The sequence below is a fragment of the Thalassobius sp. MITS945101 genome, assembly GCF_047123305.1.
In the GTDB taxonomy this organism is placed as follows: Bacteria; Pseudomonadota; Alphaproteobacteria; order Rhodobacterales; family Rhodobacteraceae; genus Thalassobius.
The window spans coordinates 1,460,484-1,481,225 of record NZ_CP138918.1; the positions used below are offsets into that span (position 1 = coordinate 1,460,484).

The following is a 20,742-nucleotide window of genomic DNA, read 5'->3' on the forward strand; positions in this document are numbered from 1 at the left end:
ATCAGCCGTGACTAAACGTACGTCTGCCAAGTATAAAATTGACCGTCGCATGGGCGAAAACATCTGGGGTCGCCCCAAGTCGCCGGTAAACCGTCGTGAATATGGCCCCGGCCAGCACGGCCAGCGTCGTAAGGGCAAACTGTCCGACTTCGGTATCCAGCTGCGCGCCAAGCAGAAGCTGAAAGGCTACTACGGCGACCTGACCGAGAAGCAGTTCCGTCGCATCTACGGCGAAGCCGAGCGTGTAAAAGGCGACACCGGTGAAAACCTGATCGGTCTGCTGGAGCGTCGTCTGGACGCTGTTGTTTACCGCGCCAAGTTTGTACCGACCGTGTTCGCTGCCCGTCAGTTCGTAAACCACGGCCACGTTCTGGTGAACGGCAAGCGTGTGAACATCCCCTCCTACCGCGTTAAAGAAGGCGACGTGATTGAGGTGCGTGATCGTTCCAAACAGATGGCTGCGCTGCTGGAAGCGGTTGCTCTGCCCGAGCGTGACGTTCCGGATTACATCGATGCGGACCACTCGAAAATGACTGCAACCTTCGTACGCGCCCCTGGCCTGTCCGACGTGCCGTATCCGGTCATCATGGAACCGAACCTGGTGGTTGAATTCTACGCGAAGAACTAATCTTCGCCGAAACCCACCGGACGTTTTTGGAAAACCCGCCCTTGTGGCGGGTTTTTCTTTGTTTGTCCCTATAGCGGTAGCGGCCGGCCTTCGGCGATGGCTTCCATCGCGAAGTAAGAGGTGACCGAGTCGAGATCGACGCCTTCGATCAGGCGGCGGTAGACAGCATCGTAGCTGGCCATGTCCTCGGTCACCACTTTCAGCTGGTAGTCATAGTCGCCGCTGATGCGGTGGAAATCGACGATTTCCGGGATCGTCAGCACATGGCGGCGGAATTCATCCAGCCATTTGGCGGAATGGTGCCGGGTGCGCAGCAGCACAAAGACCACCAGGTCCAGCCCCAGTTTTTGCCGGTCGATCCGCGCGGTGGAGCCTTTCAGCACCCCGTTTTCGTTGAGCGCCTTCAGACGGCGCCAGCAGGCGTTTTGCGACAGGCCGACACGGTCCGCCAGTTCGCGTTGCGACAGCGACCCGTCCTGTTGCAGTGCGGCAAGGAGTTGTTTGTCAATATGATCCATAGTTATGCCCTATTATCGATCAAATGACACAATATCATCTGATTTCATGCAAAGAAAGGTGAGGTTTCCCCAGATCTTTTCGCTCAAGCTGGAGGGACAACAAGACCACCCCAAATAAGGGCCTCCGTACATGACACTCTCGCTGTTCCGCCAAACCGTTGAAACCGCCAAACAAGATGGCAGCCTTTGGGAAGGTGTGATCGGCGAGGGTGCCATGATCCCCGGTCTTTATGGTGATGTGGCTTTGACTTACGCGGACTACGTGGCGTCCGGTCGGGCCTTGCGGCAGGTGGAAACCTATGTGCAGGACCATGTGTTGCCGTTCTACGCCAACAGCCACACCGAAAGCTCTTTTACCGGCGCCCATATGACCCGTCTGCGCAATGAGGCGCGGGCCGAGATCGGCCGGGTCTGTGGCGCGGGCGAAGACGATGCGGTGATCTTTGCTGGCTCCGGTGCGACGGCGGGCCTCAACCGTTTGATCGCCCTTTTTGGCGTTGAGCGTGCAAATGACCCGGTTGTGCTGATCGGGCCGTATGAACATCACTCCAACATCCTGCCCTGGCGTGAAACCAAAGCGCGGATTATCGAGATCCCCGAGGCAGAGGCTGGCGGCCCCTGCATGGCGATGCTGGAACAGGTGCTGCACGACAACAAAGACAGTGATCTGGTGATCGGCAGTTTCTCAGCCGCCTCCAATGTGACGGGGATTGTGACCGATACGGCCGCCGTGACCCGCCTGCTGAAAGCGCACGGTGCGCTGTCGGTCTGGGATTATGCGGGGGGCGGGCCTTACCTGCCGATCGACATGATGGCGGGCACTGATGCGCAGAAGGACGCAATCGTCGTCAGCCCACACAAGTTTCCCGGCGGTCCCGGTGCCTCTGGTGTGATGATTGTGAACAAGGATGCGGTGACCACCCAGACCCCTAGCTGGCCCGGTGGCGGCACGGTGACCTATGTCTCCTCCTGGGGGCACGACTATTCGCAGAACCTTGAGGCGCGCGAAGAGGCGGGCACCCCGAACATCATTGGCGATATCCGCGCGGCGTTGGCCTTTGTGGTCAAAGACGTGATCGGCACCGAAGAAATTGCTCGCCGGGAAGAACACTATGCCGCGATGGCGCTGAAGGGTTGGAAAGACAATCCACGGGTGCAGCTTCTGGGTACGCAGGTGGAGCATCGTTTGCCGATCTTTTCGTTCCTGGTGCGTGACGCTGAGATGCAGGTGGTCAGCCCGCTGCTGTTCACCATGATGCTCAGCGATATTCACGGGGTTCAGGTGCGCGGTGGGTGTTCTTGTGCGGGTCCGTATGGCCATCGCCTGTTGGGTATTGGCGAGGAAATGTCGCATCAGATGCGGGACAGCATCCGTGCGGGCGATACACGGGAAAAACCGGGCTGGGTTCGGCTGAACTTCTCCTACATGATGGAGGAGGCGACGGTTGCGCGGATCATCAAGGCAGTGAATGACCTGTCGATTGGCCTGTCGGACCATATCGGACACTACGTCATTGATGCACAAACGGGACAGCCACGGCGGGTTGAGCAGGCCGCGTGATCTTGCCGCTTTTCCTTGCGCGGAGGGGCGGATAGAAGGGGTCCGAGTAAGGAGCCCTGATATGACCAAGATCACGCCCCAGCCTGGCATCATGGAAATCGCCCTCTATCAGGGGGGCGCGGCACATGTGGAAGGCGTTTCGGATGTGGTGAAGCTCAGCTCGAACGAAAATCCGTTCGGGCCAAGCCCCACGACTGCCGAAGCCTTGCGTCGCGCTGGCCATGATCTGCATCGCTATCCGGGCACCGATCACGCCTCGCTGCGCAACGCGCTGGCCGAGGTCTATGGTCTGGAAGCCGACAACATCATCTGTGGCGTGGGCTCGGACGAAGTGCTGCAGTTCATTGCCCAGTCCTTTGCCGGTCCGGGGGATGAGGTGATCTATACCGAACACGGGTTTTCCATGTATCCGCTGCTGGCCCATGCCTGTGGCGCGACTCCTGTGAAGGTGGAGGAAACCGACCGGGTGGTGGATGTGGACAAGATCCTGGCCGCCTGCACCGACAAGACCCGCATTGTTTTTATCGCCAACCCCGCGAACCCCACCGGCACCATGATCCCGATGGCGGCCTGCAAATGTCTGGCCGAAGGTCTGCCCGAGGGGGTGATTCTGGTGCTGGATGGTGCCTATGCGGAGTTTGTGGACGGCTATGACGGCGGCGCTGGCATGGTGGAAAGCCGCGACAATGTCATCATGACGCGCACCTTCTCCAAGATCTATGGTCTGGGCGGGCTGCGTGTGGGCTGGGGCTATGCGCCGAAGGAAATCATAGACGTGCTGAACCGCGTGCGTCAGCCGTTCAACCTGAACAATTTGCAGCTTCAAATGGCCGAAGCCGCCTTGCGCGATCGCGCCTACACGGACAAATGCCGCGCTGAAAACGCACGCATGCGGGCCTGGCTGGCGGAGGCTTTGGAAGGCCACGGTGTGCCGTCGGATCCCTCCTCAACCAACTTCCTGCTGGCCCGTTTTGCCGATGAGAAAGAGGCCAACGCGGCCGATGCTTACCTGAAGTCCCAAGGGCTGATCGTGCGCAAGGTGGCGGGCTATGGCTTGCCACATTGTCTGCGGATCACCATTGGCGATGAACCCTCCTGCCGTCGTGTGGCCCATGCGATCGGTCAGTTTAAAGGGGGTGCCGCGTGAGCGTGATCTACAACCGCGTGGCTCTGATCGGTCTGGGGCTGATTGCCTCGTCCATGTACTGGGCGATGAAACGTGCAGGCGTCGCGGGTGAAGTTTCAGGCTACGCCCGCAGTCAGGAAACCCGTGACACCGCTCGCCGCATCGGTCTGTGCGATCAGGTCTGTGACAGCGCCATCGAGGCGGTGAAAGACGCGGATCTGGTGGTGCTCTGCGTGCCTGTTGGGGTGATGGGTCGCGTCGCCGAAGAAATTGCGCCGCATCTGAAATCCGGTGCAACCGTCAGCGATGTTGGTTCGGTCAAGAAATCGGTGATCGCAGCGATTGCGCCGCATCTGCCCGACGACGTGCATTTTGTGCCCGCCCACCCGATGGCTGGCACCGAACACTCTGGCCCTGAGTCCGGCTTTGACACGCTGTTTGACAATCGCTGGTGCCTGATTGTCCCACATGGCGCCGATGAGGCGGCCACCGCCAAGTTGGAAAGCTACTGGCAGGCGCTTGGTGCCAATTGCGAGCGGATGGAGGTTGAACATCACGATCAGGTCTGCGCCGTGGTCAGCCATATCCCGCACCTGATTGCCTATACAATGGTGGGTGTGGCCGATGATCTGCGCCGTGTCTCCGATCAGGAGGTCATCAAATTCTCCGCTGCAGGTTTTCGTGATTTCACCCGTATCGCGGCGTCGGACCCCACGATGTGGCGTGACGTGTTCCTGACCAATAAGGAAGCGACACTGGAAATTTTGGGCCGCTTCACCGAAGAGCTTTTTGCCCTGCAACGGGCGATCCGCACCGGGGATGGGGATCAGCTGTTTGACTATTTCACCCACACCCGCGCCATTCGCCGTGGCATCATCGAGGCGGGTCAGGACACTGAAGCGCCTGACTTTGGCCGGAGCAAGCAGCCGTCATGAGGTGGACGCTGGGGATACTGGGGCTGGCACTCGTCGCGCAGATCGCCAGCGCTTCCGTGGCCCATGCACGTCCCGTAAGCGAAAGTCTGCGACCGGTGGCGCGTCCGGACGCGCGTGCAGAATCCCCTGATAAAAGCCAAACCGTAAACGTGGGGGCACCACCCGCCGCCCTTGGGCTGACCCGCAGCCTGCGTCCTGTAGCGCGGCCCGCCATCATACCGGTGGCCAAAACGGCCAAACGCCAGCCCAAACGTGGTTCGGTCTGTCGTGATCGCTCGATCCGGGGTGCGGAAATTGGCCCCGTCGCGGGCAAACTCACGGGCTGCGGTGTGAGCGAAGCGGTGCGGGTCAAAGAGGTGGCGGGCGTCACCCTCAGTCAGCCCTCGGTGATGGACTGTGACACAGCCATGGCGTTGAAAACATGGATTGATAAAGGTTTGAAACCCGCTGTCAAACGGCGCGGCGGCGGTGTGGCAAAGCTGAAAGTCGCCGCGCATTATTCCTGCCGTACCCGCAACAGCCGCAAGGGGGCCAAAATCTCTGAGCATGGCAAGGGCAAGGCAATCGATATCTCCGCCATCATCCTGCAGAACGGAGAGGTTCTAAGCGTTCTCAACGACTGGAACAAACGGCGCGAGGGCAAGATCCTGAAGAAAGCACACCGCGCCGCCTGTGGCCCGTTTGGCACCGTGCTGGGGCCGGACAGTGATCGCTATCACCGTGACCATTTCCATTTTGACACCGCCCGCTACCGCAGCGGGACCTATTGCCGTTAGATCAACGCAGGCCGAAGTTCGGCGCGGGCCCCAAGGGGATCGGCCCAAAATAAAGGGTCTCACCGTAAAACGTCAGGGGCAGATCCAATGTGTTTGGATTGCCGGACATACCCGCCACCATCTGCAATCCGCCAGTAAGCGTTTCGGCCAGTCCCTTACGCAGAACCCCGGCGGCAACTGACATCTCGACAATCTCCCGCCAATTGCGTGCCTTAACCGTCAGTTTGCCGTTGGCCCAGCCTTCTGCGTTGATCTCTAGATCGCCTGCAAGGGCCAGCTCCAGCTCGCCCCATTTGGCTTCGACCAGTTTGACCCCCAGCGCGGTGGGCTGCGGCCGTGCTTGTTCCAGAGCATGGCGATCCCAGGGTGCGTCGAACCCCATTGTGATATCAGCCGAAAACGCAGACAGCGTCCGCGGCAGGGTGCCCTCTTGGTCAACCAAAGCCCGGAAGGCACGGGCGGGGGTCAGATCATCAGCGGTCAGGGCAAACCGGTAGCGATTGCTTTCCCCTTCGCGCAGCAGGCCGACCCGCAGCGCGGTCATATTGGTGCCGTCGCCGCTGGGGCCGGTGATCTGCAACGTGTCCGCCGCCAGATTGCTGCGCGCCAGCGCCAGATCGGTGCCTTCCGTCACAATGCTGGCCTGCATCCGGGCGCTGCTGACCTCATATTTTGCAAGGGGCGTGGCGATCAGCTGTTTTTCTGGCCAAACCGCGATCACGTGGTTCGGGCGATAGGACAGGGCAAAAATCTGAAAGAACGGCGCTTCCCAAGCCCAGCCGCTGGCCGGATCCGCCAAGATCAGATCGGTCATGGTGGTGTCAAATCGGTTTGGAAAACCGGCCACACTCAGATCCGAGGTCTCGGCCACCCAGCCCGCGCTGCGGCGGTCGTCAAACCATCTGGTGAAGGCCGATTTCACCCCAAAGGCTCCGACGCCCCAATAGGCAGCCCAAAGCGTTGCAGCGGCAATGACGGCGATCAGCAGACGTTTCACGGGGGCAGGGCCTTTCCTATCGGGGAGGAGTGGTGTTTACAGGGCTGAATACAGCTGCGAATGCGAAAGGGCCAGCGAGATGACAATGTGGGTGTTTGGGTACGGATCTCTTCTGTGGAACCCCGGTTTCACCCCGGCTGAGACAAAACTGGCCAGCCTGCCCGACTATCACCGCAGCTTTTGCATGCGCTCGATCCACCACCGTGGCACCGAGGAACACCCTGGTCTGGTTCTGGCGCTGGATGAACTGGCTGAAGCCAGCTGTGCCGGTCTTGCTTTTTCGGTCCGCGCGGGCGAGGAGGACACGGTTCTGGCCTATCTGCGCGAACGGGAACTGGTCAGCTCGGCCTATCTGGAAAAGATCCTCGGCGTGCGTTTCGCTGATGGCACCGAGGTTGAGGCGGTCACTTATGTGATCGATCCCCATCACGTGCAATATTGCGGCGGTCTGGCGCTGGAAGAGCAGGCGCAGATCATCTCGACCGCGGTGGGCGGACGGGGGCCAAACACCGAGTATCTGTTCAACACCGCCTCCCACTTGCACGAGCTGGGCATTCAGGATGCAGAGCTGGACTGGCTGGCAGATCGGGTCAAGGCGCTGATCGCATAAGTCCTTGGCTTGACGGCGGCTTCGGCTTAGAGTCCGAGCAACGAAAAACAAGTCGGGATCTGTCCGGATGGTTCAGACAGACCATGAGGTCGAGCCGCAATTCTCTCAGCCTTTCCGCCAGATCATCTCGATGGTTCTGGTGTTGGGCCTGTCGGTCTTTGTGGTGTTTCTTGCCCTGCCGCGCATTTTGCCGGTGTTTGAGGCCAACCCTTACCTGAACGGGTTCATTCTCTTCGTCTTTGCCGTCGGGGTGCTGTCCTGTTTCTGGCAGGTGGCGCAGCTGATCAACTCGGTTCGTTGGATCGAAGGCTTCGTGTCCGGCCGCGATGAATTGGAACATCGCCGCGCCCCGCGTCTGCTGGCCCCTTTGGCGGCCCTGCTGCGCAAGCACTCGGCGCGGATGGAAATCAACGCCACCTCCACCAGTTCCATTCTGGATTCCGTAGCAACACGGATCGATGAAGCGCGCGAGATTACCCGCTACATCGTGAACCTGCTGATCTTCCTTGGGCTTCTGGGCACCTTCTACGGTCTGGCGACCACTGTGCCTGCGCTTGTTGACACCATCCGCGGGCTTGCGCCCGAAGAGGGGGAAAGCGGGGTTGAGGTCTTTGGCCGCCTGATGAGCGGGCTTGATCAGCAGCTGTCGGGCATGGGCGTTGCCTTTGGCTCCTCGCTTCTGGGGCTTGCCGGATCGCTGGTTGTGGGCTTGCTGGAACTGTTTGCGGGGCACGGCCAGAATCGGTTTTACCGCGAGCTGGAGGAATGGCTCTCCACCATCACCCGCGTCACCTTCTCTTCGGGGGAGGGCGAAACCTCGGGCGAATATGGCGCGGCGGTGCAGATCCTTGATCACATGCTGGAACAGATGGACCGGATGCGGCAAATGTTCGAACAATCCGAGGCAGGCCGGTCGCAGGTCGACGCGCAACTGGGGGCCTTGGCGGTCTCGATCGAACGGCTGACCGATAGAATGGCAGATGACCGATCGGTGAACGCGGCGCTGGAACGGGTCGCCGATAGCCAAGAGAAGATGGTCGAAACCCTCGGCGAAACCGCTGGCGAAGGCATGGATGCCGAAAGCCGGATGCGCCTGCGCTCCATCGATGTGCAATTGTTGCGGATCTTGGAAGAAATCAGCGCAGGCCGTCAGGAAACGATGGCAGAGCTGCGGATGGACATTGCCTCGCTCACCCGTCTGGTGGCGCAGGGGCGCATTGCCGAGCACGATCAGCCGCATCTGCGCAGCCCCCGTATCAAGGGGAAGGAGGGCTAAGTCATGGCCCTGTCGCGGCGCACCGGACAAAGGTTCCAAAACTCGATCTGGCCCGGTTTCGTGGATGCCATGACCGGCCTGTTGCTGGTGCTGATGTTTGTGCTGACCATCTTTATGGTGGTGCAATTTGTGCTGCGTGAAACCATCACCGGCCAAGAGGCTCAGCTGGACAATCTGTCGGTGGAAATCGCAGCCTTGGCCGAAGCGCTGGGGCTGGAGCAGAAGAAATCCGCGGACCTGAACGCCCGGGTCGGAGAGCTGGACGCAACCCTCGCCGAAGCACGCGACACCGCCGCTGCACAAGAGGCGCTGATCGCCAGCCTGACCGCTGAACGGGATGCCCAGACTGCTGCGCTTAATGCCGCACGCACACAGATTTCCGATTTTGAAGCGCGGGTTGCCGCGCTGCTGGTGGCGCAGGATCGCAACCTTGCCACCATCGCTGATCTGGAACAGCAGCGAGACGACAATCAGGCCTCAATCGCCGCACTGGAAGGTGAAAAGGCACGTCTGATTGATGAGGCCGAAGCGCTGAACCTCGCCTTGGCACAGGCCCGCAGCGAAATCGACGCCCAGACCGAAGCCGCCCGTCTTGCCGCTGCCAAACGGGAAGCGATGGAAGCGTTGATCGCAGACCTGCAGGCAGACAATGCCGATGCCGCCGATCGAAACGCCGCGTTGCTGTCGCAGTTGGAGCGGTTGGAGGGCGACAATGCCAGCCTCATCACCAACAAGGCGAATCTGGAAAAGGCTCTGGCGGAACTGGAGCAGGCCCTCTCGGACGAAGAAAAGGCCCGCCTAGCCGAAGCCGCCGCTGCTGAGGCGCTGCGCGAGCGTTTGAAAAATGCCGATGCCGAACTGACCGCCATGACACTGGCGCTGGAGGCCAAGCGGCGTGAGGCGGAAGAGACCCTGACGCTTCTGGCTGCGGCCGAAGCGGCCAGCAAGGATCTGACCCAAAAACTGGCGGCTGCTTTGCTGGCGCAGGACAACGTTGCCGCCGAACTGGAACGGGCCCGCCGTGATCTGGATGCTGCGCGGGGCGGGGCGGAGGCCACGGCCTCGCGCTTGAGCGATCTGGAAAACCAACTGGCCGCTGCCTTGGCTGAGATCGATCAGGGCACGCTGGAAATTGCCGAGCTGCGTACACGTCTTTCAGAAGCAGAGGCGTCGCTGGCCTCCTCGGAAGGGCGCGCCGAAGAGCTGGAGGCCCGTCTGGCTGCTGAACGGGCCAGCCTGGAAGAACGGCTGGCCGAAGCATTGGCCGCAAAGCTGAAGGTGGAGAGTGACATCGAGGACGCTGAGGCGGCGTTGGCTCAGGCGCTGGCAGCAAAACTCGCCGCGGAACAAGAGGTCACCGCCGCGCTGAAAGCACAGGAAGCAGCAGAGGCCCAGGCGAGAGAAGCCCGTGATGCCATGTCGCTGACCGAAGCGGAATTGCAGAACGTCTTGGCCAAGGCACTGGCCGACAAATTGGCAGCCGAACAGCAGGCGCGCGAGGCGATGAGCGAGGTCGAACGGCAGGAGGTCCTGCTGAACGCGGCCAAAAACACCCTGTCCGAACAGCAGGAATTGGCCAGCGAAGCGCAGAAGCAGCAGGAGTTGCTGAACCAGCAGCTCGCCGCGCTGCGGACCCAATTGTCCAGCCTGCAAGCCATTATTGATGATTACAAATCCCGCGATGCGGCCTCCAAGGTGCAAATCGAAACACTTGGGTCTGACCTCAACGCCGCGCTCGCCCGCGCCGCCGCTGAAGAGCGCAAACGCCGCCAGCTGGAAGAGGCGGAACGCCTGCGGCTGGAAGAGGAAAAGCGCCGTCTTGAGGCGGAGAAGCAGGATCTGGAGAAATATCGCTCGGACTTCTTTGGCCGGTTGCGGGACGTTCTGGGCAATCAGGATGGCGTGCGCATCGTGGGCGACCGATTTGTGTTTTCTTCGGAAGTTCTGTTTGCCTCCGGCTCGGCCGATCTGTCGGGGCTGGGAACCGAGGAAATTGCCAAGGTTGCCCGCATCCTGCGTGGCGTGATCGGGGAAATCCCGCCCGAAATCGACTGGATCATCCGTGTCGACGGCCACACCGATGACCAGCCCATTGGTTTCGGGGCGGAATTTGCCGACAACTGGGAACTGAGCCAGGCCCGGGCCCTGTCGGTGGTGCGGTTCATGGTTGAACGTCTGGGCATCCCGCCGAATCGCGTCAGCGCCAATGGCTTTGGCGAGTTCCAGCCAGTGAACCCCGCCGACACGGCAGAGGCCCGCGCCCAGAACCGCCGGATCGAGCTGAAGTTCACCGAACGCTAAGGTCTAGCGCAGGTCCAGCCAGACCTCACGCTGGTCCACCACCTCTCCCTTGCGGATCAGTTTGGCCACCGCCCGGTAATGGCCTGCGTCCCAACCGCCGTCAGGCCGTCTACGACCCACGGCGCGGAACATCTGCGCCTGCGATTTCTTCAACAGGATGCGCTTGTCGATCACAGTGCCGGCGGGGCCGGAAAGGGTGATCTGCATCACGTCACCTTTCAGCGTGCCATAGCCATAGGCCCAACCCACCAACGCCGGTGCGCTTTGATCCAGCTGGTGCACATGGGCGTCACCCGCTTTGATCTCTGTATACTCGGGCACCCGAATGGCAAATCCCGCATCAATCAGCCCGCCGGCCTGATACGGGGGCGTGTCTTGCCACAGCGTGTCTGTCGGTTCGGCGTTGCAGGTCTCCGCTTTAGGGCCAAAAGGATCGGTGACCTCGCCGTTTTGGCGCAGTGAGATATGGAGGTGAGGAAACTGGGTTTTGCCGGACAGGCCAACCTGCCCCAACACCGCGTTTGCCGCCACACGCTGGCCGCGCTCCACCACAACGGAGCCCTGTTTCATGTGGCAATACTGGCTGATCCAGCCGCCACCGTGGTCAATCGCAACGCCGTTGCCACATTCGCGTCCCTCCACCTCAGCGGCGGTGTCGATGGTGTAGATCCGATCTGCCATGCCATCCCGCACCCCACGCACCACCCCCGGCGCTGCTGCGAGGATATCCACCCCCTCCGCCATCTGATTGAGCGAACGCAGCGCGAAATCGGTGCCCTTGTGGCCATCATAACTCAGGCTTCCGCAGCCATAATCCTGCACCAGCGGCCCTGCATCGCGGTCCACATAATGCTGGATGTAGCAGCTTTCCCCCAAGGTGCAGTCAATCGGCTGCACCAGGACCGGATCCGCCACAGCGGGGGCGGCGAGGGTTAAAAGAGGGGCCAGAAAAGTGGGCAGGGTGAAACGCATCGACATACTCCAAATATAGCGCGACCTTGCCACGGGGCACGGGCGCTGCATAGCACCTCTGGCGGGGGTATTTGGCAATCATTGCTTGCGAGTGGATAAGACAAACAAAAACCGGCCCCGAAGGGCCGGCTTTGTTCATGTCGTTTTGGCTATGCCGCTTAGATCAGTCCGCGGTCAGCAGCGGTGGCTTGTCGCCTGCGATCCGGGGTTTCTGGCTTTCGATGCGCAGGTCCAGCTCGCCATCTTTGATGCCAACCTTGACCACGCCGCCTTTGGCCAGCTTGCCGAACAGAAGCTCCTCGGCCAGCGGTTTCTTCAGGTACTCCTGAATCACCCGGCCCAGCGGGCGGGCGCCCATTTTATCGTCATACCCCTTCTCCCCCAGCCATTCGGCGGCGGGGCGGGTCAGTTCGATCTGCACATTGCGGTCCATCAGCTGGGCCTCAAGCTGCAGCACAAACTTCTCTACGATCTGCAGGATCACCTCTTTCGGCAGCGGCGAGAAGCTGACAACAGCGTCCAGACGGTTGCGGAATTCCGGGGTGAAAGTCCGTTCGATGGCGGCGGTATCCTCCCCCTCGCGGCGGTCCCGGCCAAAGCCGATGGCGGCTTTCGACATTTCGGCAGCGCCTGCATTGGAGGTCATGATCAGGATCACATTGCGGAAATCGACAGTGCGGCCGTTGTGATCGGTCAGCTTGCCGTGGTCCATCACCTGCAACAGGATGTTGTAGACATCCGGATGCGCCTTCTCCATCTCATCCAGCAGCAGCACGCAATGCGGATGCTGGTCAACGCCGTCGGTCAACATGCCACCCTGATCAAAGCCGACATAGCCCGGAGGCGCCCCGATTAGACGGGAGACCGCGTGTTTCTCCATATATTCGGACATGTCAAACCGCAGCAGTTCCACACCCAGCTGATCGGACAGCTGTTTCGCCACCTCGGTTTTGCCGACGCCGGTGGGGCCTGCAAAGAGGTAGTTGCCGATGGGTTTTTCCGGTTCGCGCAGGCCTGCACGGGCCAGTTTGATGGCGCTGGACAGGGCCTCGATGGCCTGATCCTGACCGAAGACCACACGTTTCAGCGACTTCTCAAGATCTTTCAGCACCTCCGCATCGTCCTTGGAGACGTTTTTCGGCGGGATGCGGGCGATCTTGGCAACGACGGTTTCGATTTCCTTCACGCCGATGGTCTTGCGGCGTTTGGATTCGGCAACCAGATGCTGCGCGGCACCAGCTTCGTCGATGACGTCGATGGCCTTGTCCGGCAGCTTGCGGTCGTTGATGTAACGGGCCGACAGTTCCACTGCAGTTTTGATCGCGTCATTGGTGAATTTGATGCTGTGGTGATCCTCGAAGTAAGGCTTCAACCCTTTCAGGATCTTGATCGAATCCTCCACCGACGGTTCACTCACGTCGATTTTCTGGAACCGGCGGCTCAGCGCGCGGTCCTTTTCGAAGTGCTGGCGGAACTCTTTATAAGTGGTGGAGCCCATGCAGCGCAGTTTGCCGCCCTGCAGCGCAGGTTTCAGCAGGTTCGACGCATCCATCGCGCCGCCCGAGGTGGCGCCGGCACCAATCACGGTGTGGATTTCGTCGATGAACAGCACCGCATCAGGGTGTTCTTCCAACTCGGTCATGACGGCTTTCAGGCGTTCCTCGAAATCACCGCGATAGCGGGTGCCTGCCAGCAATGCGCCCATGTCGAGCGAATAGATGGTGGTGCTGGCCAGAACCTCAGGTGTTTCGCCAGCCACAACTTTGCGGGCCAGACCTTCGGCGATGGCGGTTTTGCCGACACCAGGATCGCCCACCAGCAGCGGGTTGTTCTTGCGGCGGCGGCACAGCACCTGAATGCAGCGCTCAACCTCATCGTTGCGGCCGATCAGCGGGTCAATGTCACCCTGCTGCGATTTTTCGTTCAGGTTCACACAGTATTTGCCAAGCGCCGATTCTTTCGGGTCCACGGTTTCCGCGGTGCCCATTTCACCGTGCAGGCTTTCTTCGGTTTCATCTTCCGCGCCGCTCACCGGGCGGGCTTCGCCGTAGGACGGGTCTTTGGCGACGCCATGTGCAATGAAGTTCACCGCATCGTAACGGGTCATGTCCTGCTCTTGCAGGAAATAGGCCGCGTTGGATTCACGTTCAGCAAAGATGGCAACCAGGACGTTGGCGCCAGTAACCTCGGTGCGGCCCGAGCTTTGGACGTGAATGGCGGCGCGCTGGATCACCCGCTGGAAGGCGGCCGTCGGAACGGCCTCTGATCCTTCCACGTCGGTGACAAGGTTGCTGAGGTCATCATCAATGAATTCCACCAGCGTGCTACGCAGGTCCTCTGTATCTACAGAGCAAGCTTTGAGAACACGGCTGGCATCGGGTTCATCGATCAGCGCCAAGAGCAGATGCTCCAGCGTTGCGAATTCGTGCTTGCGTGCGTTGGCCAGGGCCAGTGCTGCGTGAATAGCCTGTTCCAGCGTGTTCGAGAATGAAGGCACAGTGAGCGCTCCTTCCTGATTTGGGTCGAAAGACGGTGAAGTGCGGTGTCTCTTCTATAACGACCATATCTTCATAGGATTAAAGTTTGGTCGATATCTTCTGAGCTTCAAGTCTTTTCTACCGTATTAACCTCATTAATTCGTCCGATGCCGATCCGCGTGGCAAGCACTTCAGAAGTTGTCCTTCCGAGTCCGGATCTCCGCAAATACTGCTGCAGCGTCTGCATCGATCATGCCAACCTGGGCCCGAACTGCGGGATCGTCGCAGCGCAGGAATGGATTGGTGGACAATTCTTCTGACAATAGGCTGGGAACGGTTGGTTCACCCTTCGCTCTCGCCTGATCAACATGCTCTATACGAGACATAAGGGCTGTATTGCCGGGGTCAATGGTGCGCGCAAAATTGGCGTTGGATTGCGTGTATTCATGGCCCGAGCAGATCAGCGTTTCCGGCGGCAGGGCAGCCAGTTTTGTGAGACTGTCATACATTTGCTCCGGTGTGCCTTCAAACAGACGGCCACAGCCCAGAGCCATCAGGCTGTCAGCCGTAAAGACATAGCAGCTGGACGGGAAATAAAAGGCCAGATGGCCAATTGTGTGTCCCGATACGTCCATCACCTGCACCGTTTCCCCACAGAGTGTCAGGCTGTCGCCCTCGGCCACAGAAACATCCAGTTTCGGCAGCCGGTGGGCATCGGCCTCCGCCCCGATCACTTTTGCGGGATGATCCGCCAGCAGCCCCGCCAAGCCGTCAACGTGGTCCCAATGATGATGGGTCAGCAAGATGTGGGTCAGGTGCCAGGCCTTTTCGGCCAGCACAGCGGCAATCGGCCCCGGCTCGGGCACATCCACCAGCGCCGTCTCGCCGGTTTCCGCATCATGCAGCAGGTAGGCGTAGTTGTCGGCAAGGCAGGGGATGGTCACAAGCTCAAGAGGCATGGCGTTTCCTTTGATGATCGTTATGGTACCTCCAGAGTGGCGGATCGGAGGGCCGGCTGCAATGCATCTTGATGTGCAGAACCTGCGCAATTTCTATTATCGCAGCACGCTGGGCCGTGCCGCGCAGAAAGCGGTGCGGGATCAACTGGTGCAGATGTGGCCCGAGGCGCAGGGGCAAACCGTGGTGGGTTTCGGCTTTGCGGTGCCATTGCTGCGCCCCTACATCAAGGACGCCCGCCGTGTGACCGGTCTGATGCCAGGCCCGCAAGGGGTCATGCCCTGGCCCACCGGGATGCCCAATATGGCGGTGCTCTGCGAAGAGGTCAGCTGGCCGATCGATACGGGCCATGTCGACAAGCTGGTGGTGATGCACGGGCTGGAAACCAGTGAACAGCCCTCTGCCGTTTTGGAAGAAGCATTCCGCGTGCTGGGGCCGGGCGGCAAGGCGATGTTCATCGTGCCCAACCGTGCCGGCATGTGGTCGCGGTCCGACAAGACGCCGTTTGGCTATGGGCGCCCCTATACGGTGACCCAGCTGGAGACCCAGCTGAAACACCATAACTTCACCGTTGGGCGGCACGAGTTCGCACTCTACCAACCACCTTCACAACGCCGGTTCTGGCGCAAGACGGGGCAGATGTTTGAAAAGGTTGGCCAGGCGGTGTCGATGGTTGGCGCTGGCGGGGTGATCATGGTTGAAGCCACCAAACGCACCCCCGCCCCAATGGGCCCTGGCCTGAAAGAGGCCGTCAGCCGCCCACTTCGGATCCTGACCCCGAATCCCTCGAAAGAGGTGAAGCCGATTTAATACAGCGTCCGGCATCGATTTCCCCCATGCATCCCTCGCAATTGTTGCCCCCAAGCCACGCTTTCTGGAGGTCGGTTGGAATGGTCCAAGCAGACCATTTCCGCTAGGGAATCGAAAAACATGTGGAAAACTGGTCGGTTTTTCCGACCGATTTTCGCTGCAAAGCGTCGCAGTGGTGTTAATTTGTTGTTATTATGCGGTATTCTTTCGCATACAAAGAATATCAAGCAGGTTGCTAGGTTAAGAATGCTCTGCTACACCCCCATCGATTTCGATACTTAGGCGTCGTCTAAGGTCCAAACGCCCCCGTGAAGGCACAGAATTCACCGGATCGGGGCCATAAATGTCGGAAGGGTGGACGTGTCCGAACCAGCTTCGATCTCCTCAGGCATCGCCGCGCGCTATGCCACCGCGATCTTTGAGATTGCCAAAGAGAGCAATGCTCTTGGTAACCTCGAATCCAATGTCACCGAACTTGCAGCTGCCCTTGCGGCAAGCGAAGACCTGTCGGCGCTGATCAGCTCGCCGCTGGTGTCGCGTGACGAACAAGAAAAAGCAATCGCCGCCGTGGCACAGAAAATGGGCCTTGAGGCCGCTCTGTCCAACGGTCTGGCGCTGATGGCGCAGAAGCGCCGTCTGTTTGTGCTGCCGCAGCTGCTGGCGCAGCTGGCTGACCTGATCTCGGAAGAGAAGGGTGAAGTGACCGCAGAGGTGACTTCGGCTAAAGCACTGACCAAGACCCAGTCGGAAAAGCTGTCCAAGACCCTGGCTGCGCGTGTTGGCAAAACCGTGAAAATCAATGCGACCGTTGATGAAGATCTCATCGGCGGTCTTGTCGTTAAAGTGGGCTCGAAGATGATCGACACGTCGATCCGCTCCAAGCTCAACTCCCTCCAGAATGTAATGAAAGAGGTCGGATAAATGGGTATCCAAGCTGCAGAGATTTCTGCGATCCTGAAGGACCAGATCAAGAACTTCGGTCAGGAAGCCGAAGTTGCTGAGGTTGGTCGCGTGCTCTCCGTTGGTGACGGTATTGCGCGTGTACACGGCCTCGACAACATCCAAGCTGGTGAAATGGTCGAATTCCCCGGTGGCATCCGCGGGATGGCGCTGAACCTGGAAAACGACAACGTTGGTGTCGTTATCTTCGGTACCGACCGTGACATTAAAGAGGGTGACACCGTTAAGCGTACGAACTCCATCGTGGACGTTCCTGCCGGTGACGCACTGCTGGGCCGCGTTGTTGACGGTCTGGGCAACCCGCTGGACGGCAAAGGTCCGATCGAAGCTTCCGAACGTCGTATCGCCGACCAGAAAGCTCCGGGCATCATCCCGCGTAAATCGGTTCACGAACCGATGGCAACCGGCCTGAAATCGGTTGACGCGATGATCCCGATTGGCCGTGGCCAGCGTGAGCTGATCATTGGTGACCGTCAGACCGGTAAAACCGCCGTTGCTCTGGACGCGATCCTGAACCAGAAATCCTACAACGACGCCGCTGGCGACGATGAGAGCAAGAAACTGTACTGCATCTACGTTGCAGTTGGTCAGAAACGCTCGACCGTTGCACAGCTGGTGAAGAAGCTGGAAGAAACCGGCGCGATTGAATACTCGATCGTTGTTGCTGCAACCGCTTCGGACCCCGCGCCGATGCAGTTCCTGGCACCCTACGCCGCAACCGCGATGGCCGAATACTTCCGTGACAACGGCAAGCACGCGCTGATCATCTATGATGACCTGTCCAAGCAGGCTGTGTCCTATCGTCAGATGTCGCTGCTGCTGCGTCGTCCGCCGGGCCGTGAAGCGTACCCGGGTGACGTTTTCTACCTCCACTCGCGTCTGCTGGAGCGTTCGGCAAAGCTGAACGAAGACCACGGCGCAGGCTCGCTGACCGCGCTGCCGATCATTGAAACCCAGGGCGGCGACGTTTCGGCGTTTATTCCGACCAACGTGATCTCGATCACCGACGGTCAGATCTTCCTGGAAACCGAACTGTTCTATCAGGGTATCCGCCCTGCCGTGAACACCGGTCTGTCGGTATCGCGTGTGGGCTCCTCGGCTCAGACCAAAGCGATGTCGTCGGTTGCCGGTCCGGTTAAACTGTCGCTGGCGCAGTACCGCGAAATGGCGGCCTTTGCGCAGTTTGGTTCCGACCTGGATGCCTCGACCCAGCAGCTGCTGGCCCGTGGTGCCCGTCTGACCGAGCTGATGAAACAGCCGCAGTACTCGCCGCTGACCAACGCCGAAATCGTCTGCATGATCTTCGCAGGCACCAACGGCTACCTGGACAAAATCGAAGTGAGCGAAGTTGCCCGCTACGAAGCTGGCCTGCTGGCGCACCTGCGCGGTAAGCACGCTGACCTGCTGGCAGACATCACCGACAACGACCGTAAGGTTAAAGGTGAGCTGGCCGACAAAGTTAAGGCCGCGCTGGACGAATTCGCAGCCGACTTCGCATAAGGGGGAGATAAGGCAATGCCGAATCTCAAGGACCTAAAAAACCGGATCGCGAGTGTGAAGAACACCCGTAAGATCACCAAGGCCATGCAGATGGTTGCCGCGGCGAAACTTCGCCGCGCGCAGGATGCTGCAGAAGCCTCGCGCCCGTACACCGAACGGTTCAACGCCGTTCTGGGCGGGCTGGCGGCCTCGGTCGGTTCCTCTGATGGCGCTCCCAAGCTGCTGTCGGGCACTGGTTCCGATCAGGTTCAGCTGCTGGTGGTCATGACGGCAGAGCGTGGGCTCTGCGGTGGCTTCAACAGCTCGATCGCAAAACTGGCACGCGCCAAAGCCGAAGAGCTGATTGCTCAGGGCAAGACGGTCAAGATTCTGACCGTTGGCAAAAAAGGCCGTGAACAGCTGAAACGTGACCTGGGCGAATACTTCATCGGCCATGTCGATCTGTCCGAGGTGAAAAACGTCGGTTACGTCAACGCACAGGATGTTGCGCGCGATCTGCTGATCCGCTTTGACGCCGGTGAATTTGACGTGGCAACGATCTTCTACAACCGTTTCCAGTCGGTGATCTCTCAGGTCCCGACCGCACAGCAGATCATCCCGGCTTCGTTTGAAGACCAGGAAGACGATGCTGGCGAAGGCAACCTGTATGACTACGAGCCGGACGAAGAGGCCATCCTGGCCGACCTTCTGCCGCGCGGTGTGGCCACGCAGATCTTTGCAGCACTGCTGGAAAACGGTGCATCCGAACAAGGCGCGCGGATGTCCGCAATGGACAACGCAACCCGGAACGCGGGTGAGATGATCGACAAGCTGACCATCGAGTACAACCGCTCACGTCAGGCCGTCATCACCAGCGAACTTATCGAAATTATCTCGGGCGCTGAGGCGCTCTAAGAGAACGGAGACGAAACAATGGCAAACGCAAAAGGCAAAATCACGCAGGTGATCGGCGCCGTTGTGGACGTGCAGTTTGGGGACGAGCTGCCGCCGATCCTCAACGCACTGACCACCGACAACAACGGTAAAACCCTGGTACTGGAAGTTGCCCAGCACCTCGGTGAGAACACCGTTCGTACCATCGCAATGGACGCGACCGAAGGTCTGGTCCGCGGTCAGGAAGTTCTGGACACCGACGGCCCGATCTCGGTGCCGGTTGGTAACGCCACCCTGGGCCGTATTCTGAACGTTGTGGGTGAGCCTGTTGACGAACAGGGTCCGGTGAAAGCGGACGAAACCCGCGCGATCCACCAGCCCGCACCCGAGTTTGACGAACAGTCGACCGAGTCGGAAGTTCTGGTAACCGGCATCAAGGTTATCGACCTGCTGGCCCCCTACGCCAAGGGTGGTAAAATTGGTCTGTTCGGTGGTGCCGGTGTTGGCAAAACCGTTCTGATCATGGAGCTGATCAACAACATCGCAAAAGTACACTCGGGTTTCTCGGTGTTCGCAGGTGTTGGTGAACGTACCCGTGAAGGGAACGACCTCTACCACGAGATGATCGAATCCAACGTTATTAAGCCTGACAACCTGGAAGAATCGCAGGTTGCCCTGGTTTACGGCCAGATGAACGAACCTCCGGGTGCACGTGCGCGTGTTGCTCTGACCGGTCTGACCCTGGCAGAACAGTTCCGTGACCAGTCCGGTACCGACGTTCTGTTCTTCGTGGACAACATCTTCCGCTTCACCCAGGCAGGTTCTGAGGTTTCGGCGCTTCTGGGCCGTATTCCTTCGGCGGTGGGCTACCAGCCGACCCTGGCAACCGACATGGGCGCGATGCAGGAACGCATCACCTCGACCAAGAACGGCTCGATCACCTCGATCCAGGCGGTTTACGTACCTGCGGACGACCTTACCGACCCCGCACCGGCAACCACCTTCGCCCACTTGGACGCAACCACCGTTCTGAACCGTGCGATCTCCGAGCTGGGCATCTACCCGGCTGTTGACCCGCTCGACTCCTCGTCGCGTCTGATGGACCCGTCGGTTGTTGGTGAAGAGCACTACAAGGTGGCCTTCGAGGTTCAGGGTATCCTCCAGCGCTACAAGTCGCTGCAGGACATCATCGCGATCCTCGGCATGGACGAACTGTCGGAAGAAGACAAACTGACCGTTGCCCGTGCCCGTAAGATCCAGCGTTTCCTGTCGCAGCCGTTCGACGTTGCGAAAGTGTTCACCGGCTCGGACGGTGTTCAGGTTCAGCTGGAAGACACCATCGCATCGTTCAAAGCCGTTGTGGCTGGCGAATACGATCACCTGCCCGAAGCAGCCTTCTACATGGTTGGCGGCATCGACGAAGTGATCGCAAAAGCCGAGAAAATGGCTGCAGAAGCAGCCTAAG

At 59.8% G+C, this 20,742-nt stretch carries 18 protein-coding genes; 13 read left to right on the forward strand and 5 right to left on the reverse strand.

The features are described from left to right. Positions 1–7 precede the first annotated feature (7 nt). Positions 8–628, forward strand: coding sequence for a 30S ribosomal protein S4 (gene rpsD, locus SIC14_RS07335; protein ID WP_412565172.1), 621 nt, complete (start codon positions 8–10; stop codon positions 626–628). A gap of 68 nt (positions 629–696) precedes the next feature. Here rpsD and SIC14_RS07340 read toward each other — a convergent pair whose 3' ends face one another. Continuing rightward, entirely contained in the window at positions 697–1,146 is a 450-nt protein-coding gene (locus tag SIC14_RS07340) for an Lrp/AsnC family transcriptional regulator (protein ID WP_412565173.1), read from the reverse strand. Between the two features lie 130 nt (positions 1,147–1,276). Here SIC14_RS07340 and SIC14_RS07345 point away from each other — a divergent pair, with 130 nt between their 5' ends. The 4 genes from SIC14_RS07345 to SIC14_RS07360 all read left to right on the forward strand — a co-directional run bounded on the left by SIC14_RS07345 (position 1,277) and on the right by SIC14_RS07360 (position 5,544). After that, a complete protein-coding gene (locus SIC14_RS07345) occupies positions 1,277–2,707 on the forward strand; it encodes an aminotransferase class V-fold PLP-dependent enzyme (protein WP_412565174.1) in 1,431 nt (476 codons plus the stop codon). 61 nt (positions 2,708–2,768) lie between these two features. Next, positions 2,769–3,854 carry a histidinol-phosphate transaminase gene (hisC, locus tag SIC14_RS07350; RefSeq protein WP_412565175.1) on the forward strand — a complete coding sequence of 362 codons (1,086 nt, stop codon included), beginning with the start codon at positions 2,769–2,771 and terminating at the stop codon, positions 3,852–3,854. Between the two features lie 2 nt (positions 3,855–3,856). After that, the gene (locus tag SIC14_RS07355) at positions 3,857–4,768 is read left to right on the forward strand and encodes a prephenate/arogenate dehydrogenase family protein (RefSeq protein WP_412565838.1); all 912 of its coding nucleotides are present in this window, start codon (positions 3,857–3,859) and stop codon (positions 4,766–4,768) included. Further along, positions 4,765–5,544, forward strand: a complete 780-nt coding sequence (locus tag SIC14_RS07360) for an extensin family protein (RefSeq protein WP_412565176.1) — start codon at positions 4,765–4,767, stop codon at positions 5,542–5,544. The genes SIC14_RS07355 and SIC14_RS07360 overlap by 4 nt, the downstream gene beginning before the upstream one ends. A gap of 1 nt (position 5,545) precedes the next feature. Here SIC14_RS07360 and SIC14_RS07365 read toward each other — a convergent pair whose 3' ends face one another. Then, positions 5,546–6,541, reverse strand: a complete 996-nt coding sequence (locus SIC14_RS07365) for a DUF2125 domain-containing protein (protein WP_412565177.1) — start codon at positions 6,539–6,541, stop codon at positions 5,546–5,548. Between the two features lie 79 nt (positions 6,542–6,620). Between SIC14_RS07365 and SIC14_RS07370 the strand changes: the two genes are divergently transcribed. The 3 genes from SIC14_RS07370 to SIC14_RS07380 all read left to right on the forward strand — a co-directional run bounded on the left by SIC14_RS07370 (position 6,621) and on the right by SIC14_RS07380 (position 10,728). Then, positions 6,621–7,151 carry a gamma-glutamylcyclotransferase gene (locus tag SIC14_RS07370; RefSeq protein WP_412565178.1) on the forward strand — a complete coding sequence of 177 codons (531 nt, stop codon included), beginning with the start codon at positions 6,621–6,623 and terminating at the stop codon, positions 7,149–7,151. A 67-nt stretch (positions 7,152–7,218) separates the two neighbouring features. After that, on the forward strand, positions 7,219–8,427 hold the full coding sequence (locus SIC14_RS07375; RefSeq protein WP_412565179.1) for a biopolymer transporter ExbB: 1,209 nt from the start codon (positions 7,219–7,221) through the stop codon (positions 8,425–8,427). A gap of 3 nt (positions 8,428–8,430) precedes the next feature. Then, a complete protein-coding gene (locus SIC14_RS07380) occupies positions 8,431–10,728 on the forward strand; it encodes a peptidoglycan -binding protein (RefSeq protein ID WP_412565180.1) in 2,298 nt (765 codons plus the stop codon). A 3-nt stretch (positions 10,729–10,731) separates the two neighbouring features. Here SIC14_RS07380 and SIC14_RS07385 read toward each other — a convergent pair whose 3' ends face one another. From SIC14_RS07385 to gloB, 3 genes are all read right to left on the reverse strand, one after another. After that, positions 10,732–11,700, reverse strand: coding sequence for a M23 family metallopeptidase (locus SIC14_RS07385; RefSeq protein WP_412565181.1), 969 nt, complete (start codon positions 11,698–11,700; stop codon positions 10,732–10,734). Between the two features lie 163 nt (positions 11,701–11,863). After that, complete coding sequence (gene clpA, locus SIC14_RS07390) at positions 11,864–14,197, reverse strand: ATP-dependent Clp protease ATP-binding subunit ClpA (RefSeq protein WP_412565182.1); 2,334 nt, start codon at positions 14,195–14,197, stop codon at positions 11,864–11,866. A 171-nt stretch (positions 14,198–14,368) separates the two neighbouring features. Next, complete coding sequence (gloB, locus tag SIC14_RS07395; RefSeq protein ID WP_412565183.1) at positions 14,369–15,136, reverse strand: hydroxyacylglutathione hydrolase; 768 nt, start codon at positions 15,134–15,136, stop codon at positions 14,369–14,371. 61 nt (positions 15,137–15,197) lie between these two features. Between gloB and SIC14_RS07400 the strand changes: the two genes are divergently transcribed. From SIC14_RS07400 to atpD, 5 genes are all read left to right on the forward strand, one after another. Further along, positions 15,198–15,944: a methyltransferase domain-containing protein gene (locus SIC14_RS07400; protein ID WP_412565184.1), complete on the forward strand. Its 747-nt coding sequence runs from the start codon at positions 15,198–15,200 to the stop codon at positions 15,942–15,944. Between the two features lie 360 nt (positions 15,945–16,304). After that, positions 16,305–16,865, forward strand: a complete 561-nt coding sequence (locus SIC14_RS07405; RefSeq protein WP_412565185.1) for a F0F1 ATP synthase subunit delta — start codon at positions 16,305–16,307, stop codon at positions 16,863–16,865. Continuing rightward, on the forward strand, positions 16,866–18,404 hold the full coding sequence (gene atpA / locus SIC14_RS07410) for a F0F1 ATP synthase subunit alpha (RefSeq protein WP_412565186.1): 1,539 nt from the start codon (positions 16,866–16,868) through the stop codon (positions 18,402–18,404). 15 nt (positions 18,405–18,419) lie between these two features. Next, complete coding sequence (locus tag SIC14_RS07415; protein WP_412565187.1) at positions 18,420–19,298, forward strand: F0F1 ATP synthase subunit gamma; 879 nt, start codon at positions 18,420–18,422, stop codon at positions 19,296–19,298. Between the two features lie 18 nt (positions 19,299–19,316). After that, positions 19,317–20,741 carry a F0F1 ATP synthase subunit beta gene (gene atpD, locus SIC14_RS07420; RefSeq protein WP_412565188.1) on the forward strand — a complete coding sequence of 475 codons (1,425 nt, stop codon included), beginning with the start codon at positions 19,317–19,319 and terminating at the stop codon, positions 20,739–20,741. Position 20,742: the final 1 nt, after the last annotated feature.

Bases quoted from the DNA above. Each gene is read 5' to 3' on its own strand.
- SIC14_RS07340 (WP_412565173.1), bottom strand. From the start codon at position 1,146: ATGGATCATATTGACAAACAACTCCTTGCCGCACTGCAACAGGACGGG.
- SIC14_RS07345 (WP_412565174.1), top strand. From the start codon at position 1,277: ATGACACTCTCGCTGTTCCGCCAAACCGTTGAAACCGCCAAACAAGAT.
- hisC (WP_412565175.1), top strand. From the start codon at position 2,769: ATGACCAAGATCACGCCCCAGCCTGGCATCATGGAAATCGCCCTCTAT.
- SIC14_RS07360 (WP_412565176.1), top strand. From the start codon at position 4,765: ATGAGGTGGACGCTGGGGATACTGGGGCTGGCACTCGTCGCGCAGATC.
- SIC14_RS07370 (WP_412565178.1), top strand. From the start codon at position 6,621: ATGACAATGTGGGTGTTTGGGTACGGATCTCTTCTGTGGAACCCCGGT.
- SIC14_RS07375 (WP_412565179.1), top strand. From the start codon at position 7,219: ATGGTTCAGACAGACCATGAGGTCGAGCCGCAATTCTCTCAGCCTTTC.
- SIC14_RS07380 (WP_412565180.1), top strand. From the start codon at position 8,431: ATGGCCCTGTCGCGGCGCACCGGACAAAGGTTCCAAAACTCGATCTGG.
- SIC14_RS07385 (WP_412565181.1), bottom strand. From the start codon at position 11,700: ATGCGTTTCACCCTGCCCACTTTTCTGGCCCCTCTTTTAACCCTCGCC.
- gloB (WP_412565183.1), bottom strand. From the start codon at position 15,136: ATGCCTCTTGAGCTTGTGACCATCCCCTGCCTTGCCGACAACTACGCC.
- SIC14_RS07400 (WP_412565184.1), top strand. From the start codon at position 15,198: ATGCATCTTGATGTGCAGAACCTGCGCAATTTCTATTATCGCAGCACG.
- atpA (WP_412565186.1), top strand. From the start codon at position 16,866: ATGGGTATCCAAGCTGCAGAGATTTCTGCGATCCTGAAGGACCAGATC.
- SIC14_RS07415 (WP_412565187.1), top strand. From the start codon at position 18,420: ATGCCGAATCTCAAGGACCTAAAAAACCGGATCGCGAGTGTGAAGAAC.
- atpD (WP_412565188.1), top strand. From the start codon at position 19,317: ATGGCAAACGCAAAAGGCAAAATCACGCAGGTGATCGGCGCCGTTGTG.